The sequence below is a fragment of the Amycolatopsis sp. lyj-346 genome (assembly GCF_046548975.1).
Classification (GTDB): domain Bacteria; phylum Actinomycetota; class Actinomycetes; order Mycobacteriales; family Pseudonocardiaceae; genus Amycolatopsis.
On sequence record NZ_JAJPWT010000001.1, the window covers coordinates 837,008 to 856,191 of the forward strand.

The 19,184-nt window shown below is 69.1% G+C and carries 19 protein-coding genes; 12 read left to right on the forward strand and 7 right to left on the reverse strand.

Annotated features, from left to right (window positions below; all coding sequences use genetic code 11):
• Positions 1-236 precede the first annotated feature (236 nt).
• The 6 genes from pdhA (at position 237) to ACLJQE_RS04180 (ending at position 7,114) form a co-directional block, all read left to right on the forward strand.
• A complete protein-coding gene (gene pdhA / locus ACLJQE_RS04155; RefSeq protein ID WP_410637582.1) occupies positions 237-1,442 on the forward strand; it encodes a pyruvate dehydrogenase (acetyl-transferring) E1 component subunit alpha in 1,206 nt (401 codons plus the stop codon).
• Positions 1,442-2,434: an alpha-ketoacid dehydrogenase subunit beta gene (locus ACLJQE_RS04160; RefSeq protein ID WP_410637583.1), complete on the forward strand. Its 993-nt coding sequence runs from the start codon at positions 1,442-1,444 to the stop codon at positions 2,432-2,434. The genes pdhA and ACLJQE_RS04160 overlap by 1 nt, the downstream gene beginning before the upstream one ends.
• Before the next feature lie 16 nt (positions 2,435-2,450).
• Positions 2,451-3,779 (forward strand): dihydrolipoamide acetyltransferase family protein, encoded by a 1,329-nt coding sequence (locus ACLJQE_RS04165; protein ID WP_410637584.1) that lies wholly within the window; start codon positions 2,451-2,453, stop codon positions 3,777-3,779.
• Positions 3,780-3,925: 146 nt separating this feature from the next.
• Positions 3,926-4,516: a TetR/AcrR family transcriptional regulator gene (locus ACLJQE_RS04170; protein ID WP_410638311.1), complete on the forward strand. Its 591-nt coding sequence runs from the start codon at positions 3,926-3,928 to the stop codon at positions 4,514-4,516.
• 20 nt (positions 4,517-4,536) lie between these two features.
• Entirely contained in the window at positions 4,537-6,483 is a 1,947-nt protein-coding gene (locus ACLJQE_RS04175; RefSeq protein WP_410638312.1) for an ABC transporter ATP-binding protein, read from the forward strand.
• Between the two features lie 46 nt (positions 6,484-6,529).
• Positions 6,530-7,114, forward strand: a complete 585-nt coding sequence (locus tag ACLJQE_RS04180) for a hypothetical protein (protein ID WP_410637585.1) — start codon at positions 6,530-6,532, stop codon at positions 7,112-7,114.
• Positions 7,115-7,148: 34 nt separating this feature from the next.
• On the opposite strand, the gene ACLJQE_RS04185 is transcribed toward ACLJQE_RS04180, so the two are convergent.
• The gene (locus tag ACLJQE_RS04185; RefSeq protein WP_410637586.1) at positions 7,149-8,156 is read right to left on the reverse strand and encodes a hypothetical protein; all 1,008 of its coding nucleotides are present in this window, start codon (positions 8,154-8,156) and stop codon (positions 7,149-7,151) included.
• A gap of 209 nt (positions 8,157-8,365) precedes the next feature.
• Here ACLJQE_RS04185 and ACLJQE_RS04190 point away from each other — a divergent pair, with 209 nt between their 5' ends.
• Positions 8,366-8,833 (forward strand): FxsA family protein, encoded by a 468-nt coding sequence (locus ACLJQE_RS04190; protein WP_410637587.1) that lies wholly within the window; start codon positions 8,366-8,368, stop codon positions 8,831-8,833.
• On the opposite strand, the gene ACLJQE_RS04195 is transcribed toward ACLJQE_RS04190, so the two are convergent.
• The 3 genes from ACLJQE_RS04195 to ACLJQE_RS04205 form a co-directional block, all read right to left on the reverse strand.
• Positions 8,834-10,030 carry a YDG/SRA domain-containing protein gene (locus ACLJQE_RS04195; RefSeq protein ID WP_410637588.1) on the reverse strand — a complete coding sequence of 399 codons (1,197 nt, stop codon included), beginning with the start codon at positions 10,028-10,030 and terminating at the stop codon, positions 8,834-8,836.
• A gap of 53 nt (positions 10,031-10,083) precedes the next feature.
• On the reverse strand, positions 10,084-10,635 hold the full coding sequence (locus ACLJQE_RS04200; protein ID WP_410637589.1) for an SCP2 sterol-binding domain-containing protein: 552 nt from the start codon (positions 10,633-10,635) through the stop codon (positions 10,084-10,086).
• 69 nt (positions 10,636-10,704) lie between these two features.
• On the reverse strand, positions 10,705-11,367 hold the full coding sequence (locus tag ACLJQE_RS04205; RefSeq protein ID WP_410637590.1) for an SCP2 sterol-binding domain-containing protein: 663 nt from the start codon (positions 11,365-11,367) through the stop codon (positions 10,705-10,707).
• 127 nt (positions 11,368-11,494) lie between these two features.
• Between ACLJQE_RS04205 and ACLJQE_RS04210 the strand changes: the two genes are divergently transcribed.
• Entirely contained in the window at positions 11,495-12,151 is a 657-nt protein-coding gene (locus ACLJQE_RS04210) for a TetR/AcrR family transcriptional regulator (RefSeq protein WP_410637591.1), read from the forward strand.
• Here the strand turns inward: ACLJQE_RS04210 and ACLJQE_RS04215 are convergent.
• Positions 12,143-12,985: a MaoC family dehydratase gene (locus ACLJQE_RS04215; protein WP_410637592.1), complete on the reverse strand. Its 843-nt coding sequence runs from the start codon at positions 12,983-12,985 to the stop codon at positions 12,143-12,145. The genes ACLJQE_RS04210 and ACLJQE_RS04215 overlap by 9 nt on opposite strands.
• Position 12,986: 1 nt before the next feature.
• Positions 12,987-14,321 (reverse strand): 3-oxoacyl-ACP reductase, encoded by a 1,335-nt coding sequence (locus tag ACLJQE_RS04220; RefSeq protein WP_410637593.1) that lies wholly within the window; start codon positions 14,319-14,321, stop codon positions 12,987-12,989.
• A gap of 92 nt (positions 14,322-14,413) precedes the next feature.
• On the opposite strand from ACLJQE_RS04220, the gene ACLJQE_RS04225 reads away from it, so the two are divergent.
• Complete coding sequence (locus ACLJQE_RS04225; protein ID WP_410637594.1) at positions 14,414-15,703, forward strand: acetyl-CoA C-acetyltransferase; 1,290 nt, start codon at positions 14,414-14,416, stop codon at positions 15,701-15,703.
• 60 nt (positions 15,704-15,763) lie between these two features.
• On the opposite strand, the gene ACLJQE_RS04230 is transcribed toward ACLJQE_RS04225, so the two are convergent.
• Positions 15,764-16,309 (reverse strand): DoxX family protein, encoded by a 546-nt coding sequence (locus ACLJQE_RS04230; protein ID WP_410637595.1) that lies wholly within the window; start codon positions 16,307-16,309, stop codon positions 15,764-15,766.
• Positions 16,310-16,480: 171 nt separating this feature from the next.
• Here ACLJQE_RS04230 and ACLJQE_RS04235 point away from each other — a divergent pair, with 171 nt between their 5' ends.
• The 3 genes from ACLJQE_RS04235 to ACLJQE_RS04245 all read left to right on the forward strand — a co-directional run bounded on the left by ACLJQE_RS04235 (position 16,481) and on the right by ACLJQE_RS04245 (position 18,972).
• Positions 16,481-17,215, forward strand: a complete 735-nt coding sequence (locus tag ACLJQE_RS04235; RefSeq protein WP_410637597.1) for a MerR family transcriptional regulator — start codon at positions 16,481-16,483, stop codon at positions 17,213-17,215.
• Between the two features lie 155 nt (positions 17,216-17,370).
• Entirely contained in the window at positions 17,371-18,561 is a 1,191-nt protein-coding gene (locus tag ACLJQE_RS04240) for an ATP-binding protein (protein WP_003058004.1), read from the forward strand.
• A gap of 261 nt (positions 18,562-18,822) precedes the next feature.
• On the forward strand, positions 18,823-18,972 hold the full coding sequence (locus ACLJQE_RS04245) for a hypothetical protein (protein ID WP_329053657.1): 150 nt from the start codon (positions 18,823-18,825) through the stop codon (positions 18,970-18,972).
• Positions 18,973-19,184: the final 212 nt, after the last annotated feature.

Genomic DNA, 19,184 nt, shown 5'->3' on the forward strand with positions numbered 1-19,184 from the left:
TCGTAGGTCCGATGCTCGGGCTTCCTAACGTTTCCCCTGTTCAGGAGGCCTTTCTCAGCAACAAATCAGTATCCGTGACTCACCAAAGCGTGGACCTTCGTGCCAGGATGTCGGCGTGAACCGTCAACGCCGACGGTGACCGAGCGCTTCGGACCCGATGCGCTGGTCCCCGCCGGTGCAGTCGCTGTGGTCGCCACAAGCGGCCGCCAGAGGCACCGACACGAGGAGTACTGCGCATGCCGTCCGAACAGTGGACGCACCCGGAGCCCGGAGACGGGCCGGCCGCCGTCGCGGCCCAGCCTTCCCCCGAGCAGGTGATCGCCGGATTGCGGGCAACCAGCGAAGGTGGCGCTGAGCTGACTCAGCTGCTCACCCCCGAAGGCGAACGGGTCCCCTCGCCCCAGTTCGACAAGTACGTCGAGGACGTCGACGCCGAAGCGCTGTGCGCGCTGTACCGCGACATGGTGCTGGTGCGGCGGGCCGACCGCGAGGCCAACGCCATGCAGCGCCAGGGCCAGCTGGGCATCTGGGTCCCGCTGCTCGGGCAGGAAGCCGCGCAGATCGGCTCCGGCCGGGCGTTGAAGACCGGCGACATGGCGTTCCCCAGCTACCGCGAGCACGGCGTCGCGTACGCGCGCGGGGTCGACATGAAGGACCTGCTGGGCATCTTCCGGTGCACCGACCACAGCGGCTGGGACTACCAGCGCCACGGTTTCCACCCGTACACCATCGTGATCGGCAACCAGGTGCTCAACGCCGCCGGCTACGCGATGGGCCAGAAGTTCGAGGGCAAGGTCGGCGACGACGACGGCGAAGCCACGATCTGCTACTTCGGTGACGGCGCGACCTCGCAGGGCGACGTCCACGAGGGCTTCGTCTGGGCCGCGGTCTACGACGCGCCGCTCGTCTTCTTCTGCCAGAACAACCAGTGGGCGATCTCCGAGCCGACCGAGCGCCAGTCGCGCCTGCCGCTGTACCAGCGCGCCCGCGGCTACGGCTTCCCCGGCATCCGCGTCGACGGCAACGACGTCCTCGCCTGCCTCGCGGTGTCGCGCTGGGCGCTCGACGAGTGCCGCCACGGCAACGGCCCGGTGCTGATCGAGGCGTTCACCTACCGGATGGACGCGCACACGACGACCGACGACCCCAGCCGCTACCGGCTCTCCGACGAGCTCGAGGAGTGGAAGCTCAAGGACCCGATCGAGCGCGTCCGGGCGTACCTGGCCCGCGGCGGCTACGCCGACCAGGCGTTCTTCGACAGCGTCCAGGCCGACGCCGACGCGTTCGCCGCCGATCTGCGCGAGTACACGTTCAACATGCCGGAGCCGCCGCCCGAGAGGATCTTCAGCAACGTCTACGCCGAGGGCAACCCGGTGCTGGACGCGCAGCGCGAAGAGTTCCTGTCCTACCTCGACGGCTTCGTATCGGCAGGTGAGCACTGATGTCCGACCTCCAGAAACTCACCATCGGCAAGGCCATCAACCTCGGCCTGCGGCGCGCGATGGAAGAAGACCCGAAGGTCCTGATCATGGGGGAGGACGTCGGCAAGCTCGGCGGCGTCTTCCGGATCACCGACGGCCTGCAGAAGGACTTCGGCGAGCAGCGCGTGCTGGACACGCCGCTCGCGGAGTCGGGCATCATCGGCACCGCGGTCGGCCTGGCCGTGCGCGGCTTCCGGCCGGTGTGCGAGATCCAGTTCGAGGGCTTCATCTTCCCCGGCTTCGACCAGATCTCCTCGCAGCTGGCGAAGCTGCACTACCGGACGCAGGGCAAGATCAAGATGCCCGTCGTGATCCGGGTGCCGTTCGGCGGCGGGATCGGCGCGGTGGAGCACCACTCCGAGTCGCCGGAGTCGCTGTTCGCCCACATCCCCGGCCTGAAGGTCGTCTCGATCTCCAACGCCGTCGACGCCTACTGGGGCATCCAGCAGGCGATCAAGTCGGACGACCCGGTCCTGTTCTTCGAGCCGAAGCGGCTGTACCACTCGGGTGCGCTGCGCGCCGAAATCGACGTCGCCGCTACGCCGGTCTCGTGCTTCTCGTCGCAGGTCGTGCGCGAAGGCACGACGGCGACGGTCGTCGCGTACGGCCCGTCGGTGAAGGTCGCCCTCGACGCGGCCGCCGCGGCCGCGGACGAGGGCAAGTCCCTCGAGGTCATCGACCTGCGCACGCTCTCGCCGCTGGACCTGGGCCCGGTGTTCGAGTCGGTGCGCAAGACCGGACGGCTGATCGCGCTGTCGGAAGCGCCGTCCGAGTCGTCGCTGACTTCGGAGATCGCCGCGCGCGTCCAGCAGGAGTGCTTCTACTCGCTGGAATCGCCCGTCCTCCGGGTGACCGGGTTCGACACGCCGTACCCGCCGGCCAAGCTCGAGGAGCACTACCTCCCCGACCTGGACCGGGTGCTGCACGCCGTCGACCGAGCACTGTCCTGGTAAGGGGGATTTCCGCGCAATGCCCACGTACAAGCAATTCCCCTTGGCCGACACGGCGGAGGGGCTGACCGAAGCCGACATCCTGTCCTGGCACGTGAAGCCGGGCGACACCGTGACGGTGAACCAGATCGTGGTCGAGATCGAGACCGCGAAGGCCGCCGTCGAGCTGCCGATCCCGTGGGCCGGGGTCGTCACGGAGCTGCACGTCGAGCCGGGGCAGACGGTGGAGGTCGGCACGCCGATCCTCACCATCGACGTCGACCCGGGTGGTGCGGCCGCGCCCGCTCCTGCCGCCGCGCCCGCTCCCGCTGCCTCGGCTCCGGCCGAGGAAGAAGAGATGAAGCCGCTGGTCGGGTACGGCTCCAAGGCCGTCGTCACGCAACGGCGCGCCCGCAAGGGGGCTGCCCCCGCGGCGGCTCCGGCTGCCGCTGTCACCGCGCCTGCCCCGGTTGCTCCCGCGGCTCCCGCTCCCGCCCCGCGGGGTGGGTACGTGCCGCTGGCCAAGCCGCCGGTGCGGAAGCTGGCGAAGGACCTCGGCGTCGACCTGCACGCACTGACCGGCAGCGCCGAGGGTGGCGTCATCACCCGCGACGACGTGGAGCGCGCCGCCAACGGCACTCCGGTCGTCACGTCCACTGTGGACAGTGGATCCCGTGAGCGGCGCGTGCCGGTCAAGGGCGTCCGCAAGATGACCGCGGCCGCGATGGTGCAGAGCGCGTACACCGCTCCGCACGTCACGGAGTTCCTGACCATCGACGTCACGCCGATGATGGAGTTCCGCGAGAAGCTGAAGAAGTCGCGGGAGTTCGCCGGGATCAAGGTCACGCCGCTGACGTTCGCCGCGAAGGCCGTGTGCCTGGCGGCGAAGCGCACTCCGGACATCAACGCGGTCTGGGACGAGGCGGCGCAGGAGATCGTCTACAAGGACTACGTGCACCTCGGGATCGCCGCGGCGACGCCGCGTGGGCTGATCGTGCCGAAGATCCGCGACGCCGATTCGATGTCGCTGAAGGAGCTGGCGGAGTCACTGACGCAGCTCACGGAAACCGCGCGGGCGGGCAAGACGACGCCGGCCGACATGGCGAACGGCACGTTCACCATCAGCAACATCGGCGTCTTCGGCATCGACACGGGCACCCCGATCATCAACCCGGGCGAGTCGGCGATCCTGGCGCTCGGCTCGATCCGCGACACGCCGTGGGTGGTGGACGGCCAGGTGCAGGTCCGCAAGGTGATGCAGCTGTCGCTGAGCTTCGACCACCGGGTGATCGACGGTCAGCAGGGCTCGGAGTTCCTGGCCGACGTCGGCGCGTTGCTGGCCGACCCCGCCATGGCGATGACGTACTGAGCTGACGCAGGTAGAGGGCCGTCCCGGGAGTCCGGGGCGGCCCTTTCCGCTTTCGCCGCAGGCGTACTCGCTTGACGGAGTGAGTACTCACTCCGCACACTGGTCGCATGACACCAGCACCCGAAACCCGGCGGCGAGCGCCGGGCATGAGCGTCGAAGCCCGGCGCGCCATGATCGTGCACGCGGTGCTGCCGCTTCTGATGGAACACGGCACCAGCGTGACGACCAGCCAGATCGCCCGCGCCGCCGGCATCGGCGAAGGCACGATCTTCCGCGCGTTCAAGGACAAGGACGAGCTCTTCGACGCCTGCACCACCGAGGCGCTGCGGCCCGACCACGTGCTCGACGCGATCGCCGACATCCCCCTGGACCAGCCCCTGGAAGACCGGCTCGTCGAGGCCGCCGAAGCGCTCAGCGCCCACCTCGAGCGGATGGGCACCCTGATGGGCGCCCTGCACGCGTCCGGACGGCACAAGCTGCGCGACCCCGAGCAGCGCCTCAAGGACCGGCGCAGCAGCTGGAAGGGCAGCCGCCGGGAATCGATGGCCGCCATGCGCGGCGCGATGGTCGAACTGTTCACACCCGAGAAGGACCGGCTGCGGCTGCCGCCCGAGCAGCTCGCCTCGCTGTTCCTGGCCCTGCTCTTCGGCGGCCGCCCGATGGCCGCGGACGGTGACGCGCCCACCACGCGCCAGGTGGTCGACGTCTTCCTGCACGGCGCCGTGGAGGCCCCGTGATCCCGGGCGGCGGGGGCGGCATGGAGTTCATGATGGCCCGGCGCGGCCGGCGGCGGCACGCCGTGACGGTGCCGGAGAGCGGGCTCACCGGGCCCGTCGACATTCCCGAACCGAAGCAGGACGACCAGCCGAAGGATCTGCGCTCCCGGTTGAAGCGCGCGAAGACGTCCGTAGCGGGCACGGTCCGCGGCCTGCCGAAGGTCGTCAAGCTGACCTGGCAGGCCAGCCCGGTCCTGACGATTCTCCTGGCGCTGATCACGCTGCTGTCGGGGCTGCTGCCGACCGCGACCGCGTACATCGCGAAGCTGCTGCTCGACGCCGTCGTCGCGGCGATCCAGGGCAAGGGGACCACGGGCGACATCGTGAACGTCGCGCTGCTCCAGTTCGGCGTGCTCGCCGCGACCGCGATCAGCAGCGCGCTGACGTCGATCGCGCAGTCGCTGCTGCAGGAACGCATGACGCTGACCATCCGCCACCAGGTGATGGCGCACGCCAGCGACCTGCACCTCGCGTACTTCGAGGGGTCCACGTCCTACGACATGCTGCGCCAGGCCGCGCAGGAGGCGCCGACGCGGCCGCTGTCGATGATGAACTCCGCCCTGGGGCTCGTGCGGACGCTGATCACGTTCGGCAGCATGGTCGCGCTGCTCGTCGCGATCAGCCCGCTGCTCGCACTGGTCGCGCTGGTGGCGCCGATCCCGGCGTTCATCTCGCAGTCCAAGTACGGCTCGCGCGCGTTCTGGCTGACGTTCCTGATGTCGCCGATCAAGCGGCGGATGGACTACCTGTCGTCGCTGGTCACCACGGACACCTACGCCAAGGAGACGAAGCTGTTCGGGCTCGGCCCGTACTTCGTCGACCGGTTCCGCCGGCTGGGAGTGGTCTCGTACGAGCGGCAGCGGAAGCTGACGATCAACCGCAACATCAGTTCGACGTCCTGGGGACTGCTGAGCACGCTCGCGGGTTCGGCGATCGCGCTGTACATCGCACTGGAGGCGGTCGGCGGCCGGCTCACCCTCGGCGACCTGGCGTTGTACACGGCCGCGGCGACGTCCGTGCAGACGTCGGTGTCCGGGCTGTTCACGGCGTTTTCGGGGATGTACGAGAACAACCTGTACTTGGACACGCTGTACCGGTTCCTGGACACGAAGCCGGAGATCACGGCGCCGGCGTCCCCACGGCCCGTTCCTCCTGTTGTGGAGGGTCACATCGAGTTCGACTCGGTCACCTTCGCCTACCCGGGTGCGGACGAGCCGGCGCTGGAGGACGTCAGCTTCGAGATCCGCCCGGGCGAGACGGTGGCGGTGGTGGGCCGCAACGGCGCTGGCAAGTCGACGCTGTTCAAGCTGCTGTGCCGGCTGTACGACCCGACGGACGGCCGCATCCTGCTGGACGGTGTCGACATCCGCGAGTACGACCCGGTCGAGCTGCGCAAGCGGATCAGCGCGATGTTCCAGGACTACGTGACGTACCAGGGAACGGCAGCGGAGAACATCGGCCTCGGCGACCTTTCGCGGCTGGAAGATCGCCCGCACATCGAGGATTCGGCCGCCCGGGCGGGCGCGGACGAGCGCATCGAGCGGCTGCCTTCCGGCTACGACAGCCCGCTGGGCCGCTGGTTCGACCAGGGCGTCAGCCTGTCCGGGGGCGAGTGGCAGAAGATCGCGCTGGCCAGGGCGTTCCAACGGGAGGCGCCGATCCTGATCTTGGACGAGCCGACGTCGGCGCTGGACGCCCAGGCCGAGCACGACCTGTTCGAGCGGCTGCGTTCGCTGTCCGAAGGGCGGACGACGCTGTACATCTCCCACCGGTTCTCGACGGTGCGGCAGGCGGAGCGGATCCTGCTGCTGGACCACGGAAAGGTCGCGGAGTACGGCACGCACGAGGAGCTGATGGCGGCGAAGGCGGGGTACGCCGATCTGTTCACCCTGCAGGCTCGGGCGTACCTGGACGAGGTGCCGAGCTGAGCCGTTCCACCGCCGCGACGGCGGCCGTCCGGCTACCGTCCTCGTCATGGGGGAGTTCGCCGGGTTCGAGCCGGCACCACCGGTAGTGCTGCCGCCGTCGCGTTCCCGGTCGAGGACGTGGCGGCGGCTGCTGGTCGCCGCGCTCGTCGTCGTGGTGCTCGTGGTGGTGATCGTCGTGCTGACGCGGGAGCCGGGCCCGGGTGAACCGGGCTGGCAGCCCCTGACCGGGGAGGTCGAGAACCATTCGAGCACCGGAGCGGCCGGCCTGCAGTTCGCGCAGGTCCTGGCGAACGACGAGGACAGCGACGTCGTGATCGAGTCGGTGCGGGCGGAGGTGCCGGCCGGGCTGACCGTCAAGGAGCCGGGACAGCTGCCGCTGGGGTGGTTCACCGAGGGTTACTGGCTCACGCCGCCGAAGCTGATCCCCCTGCCGGTCACCGCCCCGGCCGGCCACAAGATCAAGTTCGTGGTCCGGTTCCACGTGAGCTGCCCACCCGCGAAGCCGGCCACGCGCATCCCGTGGCGGCTGTTCCTGACCGTGCGGTCCGGCCCGGTGCGGCAGGAGGTCGAGGTGGGCTCGCTGCGGCCGATCGAGCTGGTGGACAGCGCATTGCCGGAGTTCTGCGGCTAGGGAAACGAGCACGACCTTGCCGATGCTGCGCTGATCAGGTGATCGCGCGGCGCGAAGGCAGGGCCGTGCCGCCGCGCAGCTCGACGTCCTGCCACGGGAGAGCGATCTCGTCGTCGTCGTCCTGGTCGACGACGGTCACGGTGTCGAGCACCCCACCGGTGAGCCGGATCCGCCCGGCGACCCCGCTCAGGTCGACGCGGCACCGTTCGAACCGGCAGTTCTCGGCGAGCACCGGGGCCGGCAGGACCGCGGATCCGTAGCCGCGCCTGCTCGAGAGGTCGAGCTCGAGGTCGGTGAAGTCGCAGCGGTCGAACACCAGCCGGCCGAAGGCGAAGTCCAGCTGCCTGAAGTCCAGCACGGGCGCGGTGAACCGGCACCGGAAGAAGGCCACCGACGAGGACTGGAGGAAGGCGTCGGCGAAGTCCACCTTGCCGCCGGCGAACTCCGCGCCGACGAACAGCACCTCGCCGGCGAACCGCCGTCGCGCGAAATCGGCGTTTTCCATGGTGACGCCGGTGAAGTCGAAGTCGAGCGCCGACCAGGAACCCGTGGTCCGGTCACGGATCACCCGCAGGATCGCCTCCCGCACCTCGATCTCGCCGTCACCTTCCCGCGTGATGCGGAGGTAGCCGCAGAGAACGTCGACGCAGACCTGGCGCTTGTCGGCCCAGTCGTCGGCCAGGCCGGCCATCGCGTAGACACCGGCGAGCCGGACGGCCGGGCTTTCGTTGGCCAGCTGCTCGGCGGCGCTGCCGAAGCGTTCGTTGAACTTCTGGACGACTTCGCGATCGGCCCGCTGAACGGCAAGAGCGTGTTCGTCCTCCGCCACCCGCTGTTTCCGGTAGCTGACGGCAAGCAGCACCACGCCACCGAACCCGGCCACGACGGAGAGGGTGATCTTCAGCAGGTCGAGCAGCTGCCCGACGTCGAACTGGCGGCTCGCGGGCAGCTGCGGCCAGCCGAGGAACCACAACAGGCCCCCGGCGGCACCACCGGCCACGAGCACGGCAACCCCGAGCCACCCGACAACCGACACGGCCATCCCCCGACGCCGGGGCTGCCGACGCGTGCGCGTCCACACAACCCCGGGAAACCCGGCCCGCCGGCGACGACCGTGCCAGAGCACGAGCAAGGCCGCGACCAGGCACAACGCAATGAGGAGCCAGCGAAGCCAGTCGGACACGAGGGGTGAGACTAGCCGGTGCCGTCCGCCGGCGGGATCAAATCGGACAGGTCGTTCGTTGTGCGGGTATGGCTGTCGCGTTCCTGCTTTACGTCTTCGCCGAAATCGCCGCGATCTGGGCGGTGGGTTCGGCCGTCGGCGTGCTCGGCACGGTGGGCCTCCTCCTGGCGGGCGCGTTCCTGGGCTCCTGGCTGGCCCGCCGCGAGGGCGGCAAGGCGATGAGGGCCTTCACCGCCGCGGCCCGCTCGGGACGCCCGGCGGAGAAGGAACTGACCGACGGGATGCTGGTCGGCCTGGGCGGAGTGCTGATCCTCGTGCCCGGGTTCATCAGCGACGTGCTCGGGCTGCTGTTGATGCTGCCGCCGTCACGGGCGGTGGTGCGCCGGTGGTGGCTTCGGCGGGTGGAGAAGCGAGCGATGCGGTTCGCCAACCAGCGACGAGGGCCGGTGATGGTGGTGGACAGCGAGGTCGTGCCGCCGACGGAGCCGCGGCGGGAGCAACCTACGGTGATCGAGGGGCGGATCGTCGAGAATTGATCATGCGTGCACCTCGCGGTGGTACTTGAGGAAGTCGCTGCCGAGGTTGTGTGACTCCTGCACGGTCAACACGCCCGCCGGCTGCCCGTGGCGAACGATCGTCAGATCCGGGTCGATGACAATGGCCCCGCGGTCGAACTGGACGTGACAATTGGGGCAAAGACACAGCACGTTGGGCGGCAGGTCGGGGCCGCGGTGGAGGCCGCCGAGCGCCTGGATGTGCGCCCCTTCCGAATATCCGCGGCCATCACCCACCGACAGGCGGACACCGCAGATTTGACAGGTGTGGTCGTACATCTTCTTCACGTACTCGACGACCTCGGTCGAGCGAACTGTTCGCTGAGTGACGACCTTCTTGCGTTCCGGCTGAACGTTGCCCAGCGGGGCTTCACCGTGGTGCAGTTCAGCAGACAGCAAGACGTCTTGCCTGGCGAATGCGACGTCAACTCCGACGCTCATCTTGACCATGCGGAACCGACAAATCTGGTAGCCGCCCTGCCCTGACACCAGTGCGGCATCGTCGACTCGAAATAGACCGTCGTAGCGGTAACCCGAATCGGGTGCGTACGGCGACTTCCGATCCGCGCCGCGCACCACCCGGACCGGAGCACCGGTCAACCAGCTGGTGCGCAAGGCAGCGTTTCCCGACGCTTCGAACGTCTGGTCAGCGTTCTGTCGACCGCGGTCATCCCGACCTCCGTGGCCGGTGTAGAGCAACTCATCCCCGTGATCGTCGTCGTCCTCATAACCGCCGGACGACACGATGGACTCAGCGCCCGTCTTGCCGGTTCCCACAATGCCCGCCTGCAGCGCACGATGGATGCCACTCGCCGCCACCTCAGCCCGGCTGGCGAACACTGCGCCTTCCGAATAGCCGGGGATCTCGCCAATGCCCGACCCGAAGCCCGCGGTCGACAGGACGTTGAGATCTCGGAAGTCGAAACCCAACGCGGTCAACCGCGCGACGACGGTCTGCAACCCACCGCTGAACTCTTTGGCCGTAAGGACCTGGCCTGTCGCATATCCGTGGGCCGCGCCTAGGAGTGCCTTCGAGTCGTACTGCTTGCCGCCATAGAGCACGACGTACCTGCGTGACTGGCCGAAGCCGTACTTGTTCAGGAACGCATCACGGCCGAGGTCATCGAACTCGGCGATGGCTTTGAGGACATGCTCCTGGTTCACGTCGGCGAGGCTCATAGCACCACCCTAAGGTGGGACACCGACAGTTTGGTGTCACCGACCCGCGACAGCTAGTCCACGGATGGCTTAGGGATGTCGAAGTAGCTCGAGAACCGCACCGCAGGGGCGTACTCGCCCTTCACCTTCACCCGGCCCGTCACGAACATCGCTGCCACGGCCGCGTTGCCCGTGGCCATCCGGATGAAGTCGTCCACGGACAGGGTGATCGTCGTGTCCGGGGTTCGGGACAGGTCCGTTGACGAGACGCACACTCCGTCCTCGATCACCGTCTGGAAGCGGTCGTAGCCGTCCTCGCCGGTGCCCTCGGAAAAGCGCCAGGAGACCACGCAATCCACGTGGCGGGCTCGGGTTGGTGAGAAATGCTCCGACATTCGGCGGAAGATCTCGTCCAGAAATACCGCACGCAACTCCGGGTGGTCCGCGATGGCCTTCAACTGGTCGCGGGATGCGCGGCGGACCACGTCCACCAGGACGTCCGTCGACAAGGAGCTCAGCTCGATGCCGGCGCCCGCGGAGCCCAGCATGTGCAGGGTTTCCAGGACCTGGATGAACTGCTCGGGTGTCAGGCGATCGATGACCAGCTTGTCCGCGAACGCGTTCACCGCGTGACCGCCTCGAAGAGTGCGGGGCCGCGGTAGGCGCCATTTCGCGTTTCGGGGCACGGGGACGGACTATACGGGGTGCGGGAGGTCGAAGAATCCGATCAAGCCGGCCGCGAAGGCCAGGTCGCCTTTGACCTTTATCCGGCCCGTGACGAACAGCACCGCCGGTGTTGCCTGGTGGGTGATGAGCCGGAAAAAGTCGGCCGGCGCGATCGTGATCGTGACCCGCGGGGCGGAGTGCATCTCCCGGCTCACCGTGCACGAGCCGTGCGAGATCGCTGTCTCGTAGCGGTCGTAGCCGCCCTCTCCCGCTCCGCCCGACAGGCGCCAGTGGACCACTGCCTGCAGGTCGCGGGCGCGATCGGGCCGGATGTGCGCGCCCATGCGGGCGAAGATCTCGTCCAGCACGCGCTCCCGCAGCGGGCGGTCCGCGACGACGCTCTCCAGCTGCGCGCGCGACGCCGAGGCCACCAGGGACGCGAAGCGGGCCGGCTCGACCTTGCTCAGGTCGAACGCCGGGGCACGGGAAGCCAACGTGAGCAGTGCCTTGAGGAAACGGCGGAAGTCGTCCTTGCGGAGTTCGGCGGGGTCGAGGGCTTCGACGAGCGCGTTGACGTCGAGGGCGTGGGCCTCCGGACCCAGCGGGTCGAGCCGCTCCAGTGCGTCGAGCAGCGCCGCGCCGCGGAGGTCCGCGATCCGATCGGCGCTGGTCATCCCGGCGTTTTCGGCCATGGTCACCCCTCTCCCAGTTACCCAAGAGTAATACTACCCGTCAGTAGGTAGGCGGGCAAGCGTGCCGAAATCACTCTCACGGGTCCGCTCCCGGTACCGTCTCCGGGCAGCAACGAGGAGGTCCAGAGTGTCAGAGGAAGATCAGCGTCCGCCCGAACGGGCCAGGCGGCTGCCGCGCGCCGTGCGCGAGCGGCAGATCCTGGACGCGGCCGTCCAGGTCTTCTCGCGCCACGGCTACCACGCCGCGTCGATGGACGAGATCTCCGACGTCGCCGGCGTCTCGAAGCCGATGATCTACACCTACCTCGGTTCGAAGGAAGACCTCTTCGGCGCGTGCATCCGCCGCGAGGCGACGCGCCTGCTCGAGGCCATCCAGGCCGGCGTGCAGCCCGACCTGCCGCCGGACATGCAGCTCTGGCACGGCCTGCGGTCCTTCTACCGCTTCGTCGCCGAGTACCGCGAGTCCTGGACGGTCCTGCACCGCCAGGCCCTGACCGTCGGCGGCGCGTTCGCCGCGGAGGTCACGGACATGCGGGTGCGGGCGATCCAGCTCGTCGCCGCGCTCGTGGTGTCCGCCGGCACCCGCAAGGGCGTCGGCGAGCAGGCCGAGTTCTCCGGTGAGGGCCTGGCCGCCGCGTTGGTCGGGGGGGCCGAGTCGCTGGCCGACTGGGCCCTCGACCACCCCGACATCTCCGACGGCGTTCTCGCCTCCTGGCTGATGAACCTCGTCTGGCTCGGCTTCAACGACCTCATCGAGGGCGAGGTCTGGAAGCCTTCAGAGTGAGGTGATCGAGCCTTCCAGGTGCGGCTTCGATTTGCTCCACAGCTCGAAGGCCCAGCCGTCGTCCACCGGCCACGACGTGAAGGCCGCCTTGGCCGGCAGCAGCACCGGCTGCTTGAACTTCACGTCCACGGTGAACGCCTCCGGCAGCCGGCCTTCGAACGCGGCCAGCGCGTGGGCCTTCGTCCACATGCCGTGGGCGATCGCCGCCGGGAAGCCGAACAGGCGGGCCGTCAGCGCGTGCAGGTGGATCGGGTTGCGGTCGCCCGAGACCTCCGCGTAGCGCCGCCCGATGTCGCCCGGGATCCGCCAGATCGCGTCCGGCGTCGGCGGTGCGAGCTGTTCACGCCGCGAGGAAGACCCGGAACCCGAGCCGCGCCGCAGGTACGTGCTCACGTCCGTCCACACCGCCTCGTCGCCGACCTGCGCTTCGCTGATGACGTCGAATTGACGGCCCTTCTCGTGCGGACGCAGGTTCTCCGCCCGTACGCGCACGGTCAGCGGCTCGCCGACCCGCAGCGCGCGGTGCTGGGTGATCCGGTTCGCCACGTGCACCATGCCGAGCAGCGGGAACGGGAAGCCCGGCTCGGTCATCAACGCCATCTGCAGCGGGAACGCCAGCATGTGCGGGTACGTCGCCGGCAGCTCGTCGCTCAGCCGGAAGCCGCACACCGTGTTGTACGCGGCGAGGTGCGCCGGGTCGACGACGACGCCCGTGCGCACCAGCTCCGTGTCCGGCAGCTCGGCGCCGGCCGCCTTGCGCAGGACGCCGCCGAGCAGCGCCTTCGGGTACAGCGTGGCCAGGCTCGGCGTGCTGTCGAGTTCGCGGATCGCCACGTCACGCCCCCAGCAGGGCCTGGCCGCAGACGCGGACCACGTTGCCGTTCACCGCGGCCGACGCCGGGTTCGCGTACCAGGCGATCGTCTCGGCGACGTCGACCGGCAGGCCGCCCTGGCCGAGGCTGGACAGCCGCCGGCCGGCTTCGCGGATGAACAGCGGCACGGCCGCGGTCATCTTGGTCTCGATGAACCCGGGTGCGACGGCGTTGATCGTGCCGCCGTAGGCCGCCAGCTGCGGCGCGCCGACGTTGACCATGCCGATCACGCCCGCCTTCGACGTCGCGTAGTTCGTCTGGCCGACGTTGCCGGCGATGCCCGCGATCGACGAAACGCCGATGATGCGGCCGTTCTCGTTGAGGACCTTGTCGGCGAGCAGCTTGTCGTTCACCGCGAGCTGCGAGGCGAGGTTGACGGCGAGCACCGAGTCCCACGCGCTCTCGCTCATGTTGCCGAGCGTCTTGTCGCGCGTGATGCCCGCGTTGTGCACGACGATGTCGACGCCGCCGTGACGCTCCTTCAGGTACTCCGCCAGCTTCGCGGGCGCGCTCGGCGAAGTGATGTCGAGCTGCAGCGACGACCCGGCGACCTTGTTCGCCACCTTCGAGAGGTCACCGCCCTGCGCGGGGATGTCGAGCGCGACGACGTGCGCGCCGTCGCGGGCCAGCACCTCGGCGATGGCCGCGCCGATGCCGCGGGACGCGCCGGTGACCAGCGCGACCTTGCCGTCGAGCGGCTTCTCCCAGTTCGCGGGCGCGGAAGCCGTCTTGCCCTCGGTGCCGATCCGGATCACCTGCGCGTCGACGAACGCCGACTTCGCCGAGAGCAGGAAGCGCAGCGTCGAGTCCGTTGCCTCTTCGGCACCGTCGGCGACGTACACGAGCTGAGCGGTCGCGCCGCGCTTCAGCTCCTTGCCCACCGACCGGATGAAGCCCTCGAGTGCGCGCTGCGCGATCCGCTCGCGGCCCTCGACCTGCTCCGGCGGGGTGCCCAGCACGACGACCCGGCCGGACGGGCCGACGCTGCGGATCACCGGGTGGAAGAAGTCGTAGACCTCACGCAGCCGCGCGGGGTCGGTGACGCCGGTGGCGTCGAAGACGAGCGCCGCGTGCCGGTCGGCGGCGGTGGTGACGACCTCGATGCCCGCGTCGGCCAGTTGGTCGCGGAGGGTCTTCTCCAGCCGGCCGCCGGGCGCGGCGCCGAGAAGTGCGGGACCCTCGAGGGCGGGTTGCCCGGGCCGGTACCGGCGCAGCGTCGCGGGATTGGGCAGGCCGAGCTTCGGCACCACGAACTTCCCCACCGGGGTTTTCGTGAACTGCTGGTACCTGTCAGCCATCGGATGCCTCCCGTGCAGTCTGCGTCACGTCGCAGTCTAACCTACTCGCTAGTAGGTTACAGTGTGAGGGAGACGACCAGAGAGGTGAAGTCATGCCGCCGAGGAAAACGCCCGCAGTGCGCAAGGTCGCGATCATCGGGGGCAACCGGATCCCCTTCGCGCGGTCGAACGGTCCGTACGCGAAGGCCTCGAACCAGGACATGTTCACCGCCGCGCTCGACGGCCTGGTCAGCCGCTTCTCGCTGCAGGGCGAGGTGATCGGCGAGGTCGCCGCCGGCGCGGTGCTCAAGCACTCGAAGGACTTCAACCTGGCCCGCGAGAGCGTGCTGGGCAGCAAGCTTTCGCCCGCGACGCCCGCGTCCGACGTCCAGATGGCGTGCGGCACCGGCCTGCAGGCGATCGTCAACGTCGCCAACAAGATCGCGCTCGGCCAGCTCGACTCGGCGATCGCCGGCGGTGTCGACACGACCAGCGACGCGCCGCTCGCCGTCAACGAGGACCTGCGTCAGATCCTCATCCAGCTCAACGCCGCCAAGACGCTCGGCGACCGCCTCAAGCTCGTCGCGAAGATCCGCCCGGGACACATCGTCCCGGCGATCCCGCGCAACGAGGAGCCGCGCACCGGGCTGTCGATGGGCGAGCACGCCGCGCTGACGGCCAAGGTCTGGGAGATCACCCGCGAGGCGCAGGACGAACTGGCCGCCAGCAGCCACCAGAAGCTCGCCGCCGCCTACGACCGCGGGTTCTTCGACGACCTCGTGACGCCGTTCCTGAAGCTCGCGCGCGACCAGAACCTGCGTCCGGACTCGACGGCCGAGAAGCTCGCCAAGCTCAAGCCGGCCTTCGGCGGCCCGAACGGCACGATGACGGCGGGCAACTCGACGCCGCTGACCGACGGCGCGTCGACGGTCCTGCTCGCCACCGACGAGTGGGCGAAGGCGCACAAGCTGCCGGTGCTGGCGTACCTGACGTTCTCGCAGACCGCGGCCGTCGACTACGTCCACGGCGATGAAGGACTGCTGATGGCGCCCGCGTACGCCGTGCCGCGGATGCTCGCGCGGGCCGGGCTTTCGTTGCAGGACTTCGACTTCTACGAGATCCACGAGGCGTTCGCGTCGCAGGTGCTGGCCACGCTCAAGGCGTGGGAGGACCCGGCGTTCGCCAAGGAGAAGCTGGAGCTGGACGCGCCGCTCGGCGCGATCGACCGGGCGAAGCTGAACGTCAACGGCTCGTCGCTGGCGGCCGGGCACCCGTTCGCCGCGACCGGCGGCCGGATCGTCGCGACGCTGGCGAAGCTGCTGCACGAGAAGGGATCCGGCCGCGGCCTGATCTCGATCTGCGCGGCCGGCGGCCAGGGCGTCACCGCGATCCTGGAGAAGTAACTTTCCCAGGGAAAGTGCCGCCCTCGGGAGCCCGGGAGCGGCACTTTCCCTGGGAAAGAGTCAGTTGGGGAGGGCCTTCTGGGCCCGCTTCGCGAGCTTGTTCGCGCGCTTCTGGCCCTTGCGGCTGAGCTTCTCGGCGCTGTGGCCGACGTCCTTCGCGGCGCGGCGCGCCCGCCAGCCGACCGACGGCTTCCCGGCCGTGTCGGCGACCGCGAGCAGCAGGCCACCGGCCAGGCTCGCGTTCTTGAAGAACTGGATCTGCTGCTGCTGGCGCTCGGCGGGCTCCTTGATGGTCCAGAAGCTGTGCGTCGAGAGCGTCGTGGGCACCAGGCTGCCGAGGAGCAGCCCCGCCGCGAGCCGCGGCGCCTTGCCGGACGCGAGCGCGAGACCGGCGCCGATCTTCACCGCGGCGTCGATCCGGACGAGCGTCACCGGATCGCGCGGGACCTGCTCCGGGACGACGTCGCCGAACTTCTCGAACGCGTTGTTGAGGAACGGTTCCGCCGCCTTGGCGTGGCCCTCGGCCTGCCTCAGCGCATTGATCCCGCCCGTCACGAAGATCGTGGCGAGCAGGGGACGTGCCACTCGACGGAGTATCACGGTCATAGCCTTCCTCGTACGGGCCGCTGCCTGGTCGAACCTACTCCGTGGATGCCCGCTCGGCCCGTGCTCGAATCCTCATCGGGCTTTCTGCGCGAATATCGCGTGAAGGCTAGAGGTCACTATAAAGCGTTAGCGGTTGACCTTGACGTTGCGTCAACTTCTATCGTCGACGTCATGGAGTGGTCGATCCAGGACATCGCCCGCTCGGCGGGGACCACGAGCCGGACCCTGCGCCACTACGACGCGGTCGGCTTGCTCGAGCCCAGCCGGATCGGCAGCAACGGCTACCGCTACTACGACGAGCAGGCGCTCGTCCGGCTGCAGCGGATCCTGCTGCTGCGCGAACTCGGCCTCGGGCTGCCGGCGATCGCCGAGGTGCTCGCCGGGCAGCGCGACAGCGCCGCGGCGCTCGAAACCCACCTGGAGCTGCTCGAAGACGAACAGCGGCGGATCGGACGGCAGATCGAGTCGGTCCGCACGACCCTCCGGAAACTGAAGGGAGGTGAACGACTGATGGCAGAAGAAGTGTTCGACGGCTTCGACCACACGAAGTACGAGAAGGAAGTGACCGAGCGGTGGGGCGCCGACGCCTACCGGCGTGGCAACGAGTGGTGGAACTCGATGTCGGCGGCGGAGAAGAAGGCCCACCAGCAGGAGCAGCTCGACATCGCGGCGGCGTTCGGCGCGGCACGCGCTTCGGGTTCGGCACCGGGTTCCGCCGAGGTCCAGGCGATCACGCGGCGGCTGCACGAGTGGCTGCGGCCGGCGGTCTCGTCGGTGTCCGCGGGGTACTTCGCGGGACTCGGGCAGTTGTACGTGGACGACCCGCGCTACGGGCTCGAAGGCGCGACCGCCGAGTTCGTCCGGGATGCGATGAAGATCTACTCGGAGCGGAACCTGACCGCCTAGTGGCGCGTCGTAAGGGCGCACTGGGGGTAGAGCCGACCAGGGCTGCAGACCTGTTCGGCTCTATGTACGGCCATCCGGTCGAACGTCGGCGACACGCACCAGGCGTCTATGGCGGAATATCGGGCTCACCCTAGAAACGCCGATAGCTTGGCAGAGTGGACCCCATCCGCAACCCCTTCGCACCGGGCGCCGGGCAGCGGCCGCCCGAGCTGGCCGGGCGTGAGCGTGAGCTCAAGGCCTTCGAAGTCGTGCTGGAGCGGGTGGCGCGGGGGCGGCCCGAACGCAGTCTCGTGCTCACCGGGCTCCGGGGCGTCGGCAAGACCGTGCTGCTCGGGGAGCTGCGGGCGATGGCCGTCCGGCACAAGTGGGGGGCCGGCAAGATCGAGGCGCGACCGGACGCCGAGCTGCGGCGGCCGCTGTCGGCCGCGCTGCACCGGGCCATCCGGGACCTCGCCGTGCGGCACCGGGCGCCGGATCGGGTCGAAGAGGTGCTGGGGGTCCTGAAGGCGTTCGCGCTGCGGGCCAACAAGCCCGACGCCAAGCTGCGCGACCGGTGGCAGCCGGGCATCGACGTGCCCGCCGCGCAGGGACGAGCCGACTCCGGGGACATCGAGATCGACCTCGTCGAGCTGTTCACCGACGTCGCCGAGCTGGCCGCGGACGTCGGCACCGGTGTCGCGCTGCTCATCGACGAGATCCAGGACCTGCAGCCGGACGACGTCTCGGCGTTGTGCGCGGCCTGCCACGAGCTGTCGCAGTCGGGCGCACCGCTCGTCGTCGTCGGGGCCGGGCTGCCGCACGTGCCCGCGGTGCTCTCGGCGTCGAAGTCCTACTCCGAACGGCTCTTCCGGTACGCGCGCATCGACCGGCTCAGCCGTGAGGACGCCGACTTCGCCGTGATGGCGCCGATCGAACGCGAGGACGCCGGCATCGAACCGGAAGCCCTCGACGCGCTCTTCGACGCGTCCGGCGGCTACCCCTACTTCATCCAGGCCTACGGCAAAGCGGCCTGGGACGCGGCGCCGTCCGACCCGATCACCGTCAAGGACGTCCAGGTCGCGGCGCCCGAGGCGGAGTCGGAGCTGGCGGTCGGGTTCTTCGGCTCGCGCTACGAGCGCGCGACGCCGGCCGAGCGGGAGTACCTGCAGGCGATGGCCTCGCTGACCCAGGGCCGTGACGAGCCCGCCGGCACCGCCGACGTCGCGGTGTTCCTCGGGAGGAAGCCGTCGTCGCTGTCGCCGGCGCGCGACAGCCTGATGAAGAAGGGCCTGGTCTACTCCGCCGAGCGCGGGCAGATCGCCTTCACCGTGCCGCACTTCGGCCACTACCTGCTCGGGCGCGACTGACCTGGGCTTTTCCGGCTCTCTCGCACTCTATGCACGTCGCTATGACTTTATAGCGGATTCTCTAGATCAACGTAGACAGTTGTAGCAGGTTGCTTCGCCGTGACCGCCGCCACCCTCGATCTCTCCGGCCCATACCCATGTTTGCCGATGATTCATCGGCCAGTGCGCCAAGTCACCGGATATTCATTGGCATCCTTGTGAAAAAAGGCGCATACTAGACCTACAAGCCACCAAGAACCCTCGAAGGGGATGCAGAAACCGATGAACAACATCGCCGCCAAGCTCCGTGCCCGTCGCGCCGAGACTCGCACTCGCCGGGCGCTGAACCGGGCGATCGACACCGCCGCCACCGCGACGGTCCGTCAGGAACTCATCGCGATCGCGCAGGCTCGCTCGGCCTACATGCGCTGATCTCTCACCCCGTGGCGGGTCGCCCATTCGAGTGACCTAGGCCACATCGTGCTCACGGTGTAACGCCGCCCGAAGGGGCGTCGATACCCAGTACGACCCCGTGATGCTGGCGGACCCCCGACCTGGCAGCATCGCGGGGTTTTCCATTTCCCCGGAAATCCTCTTGCCGCGGGCGCTTTCCGCAGTAATCTTTGACTTCGTCAACGAACTTG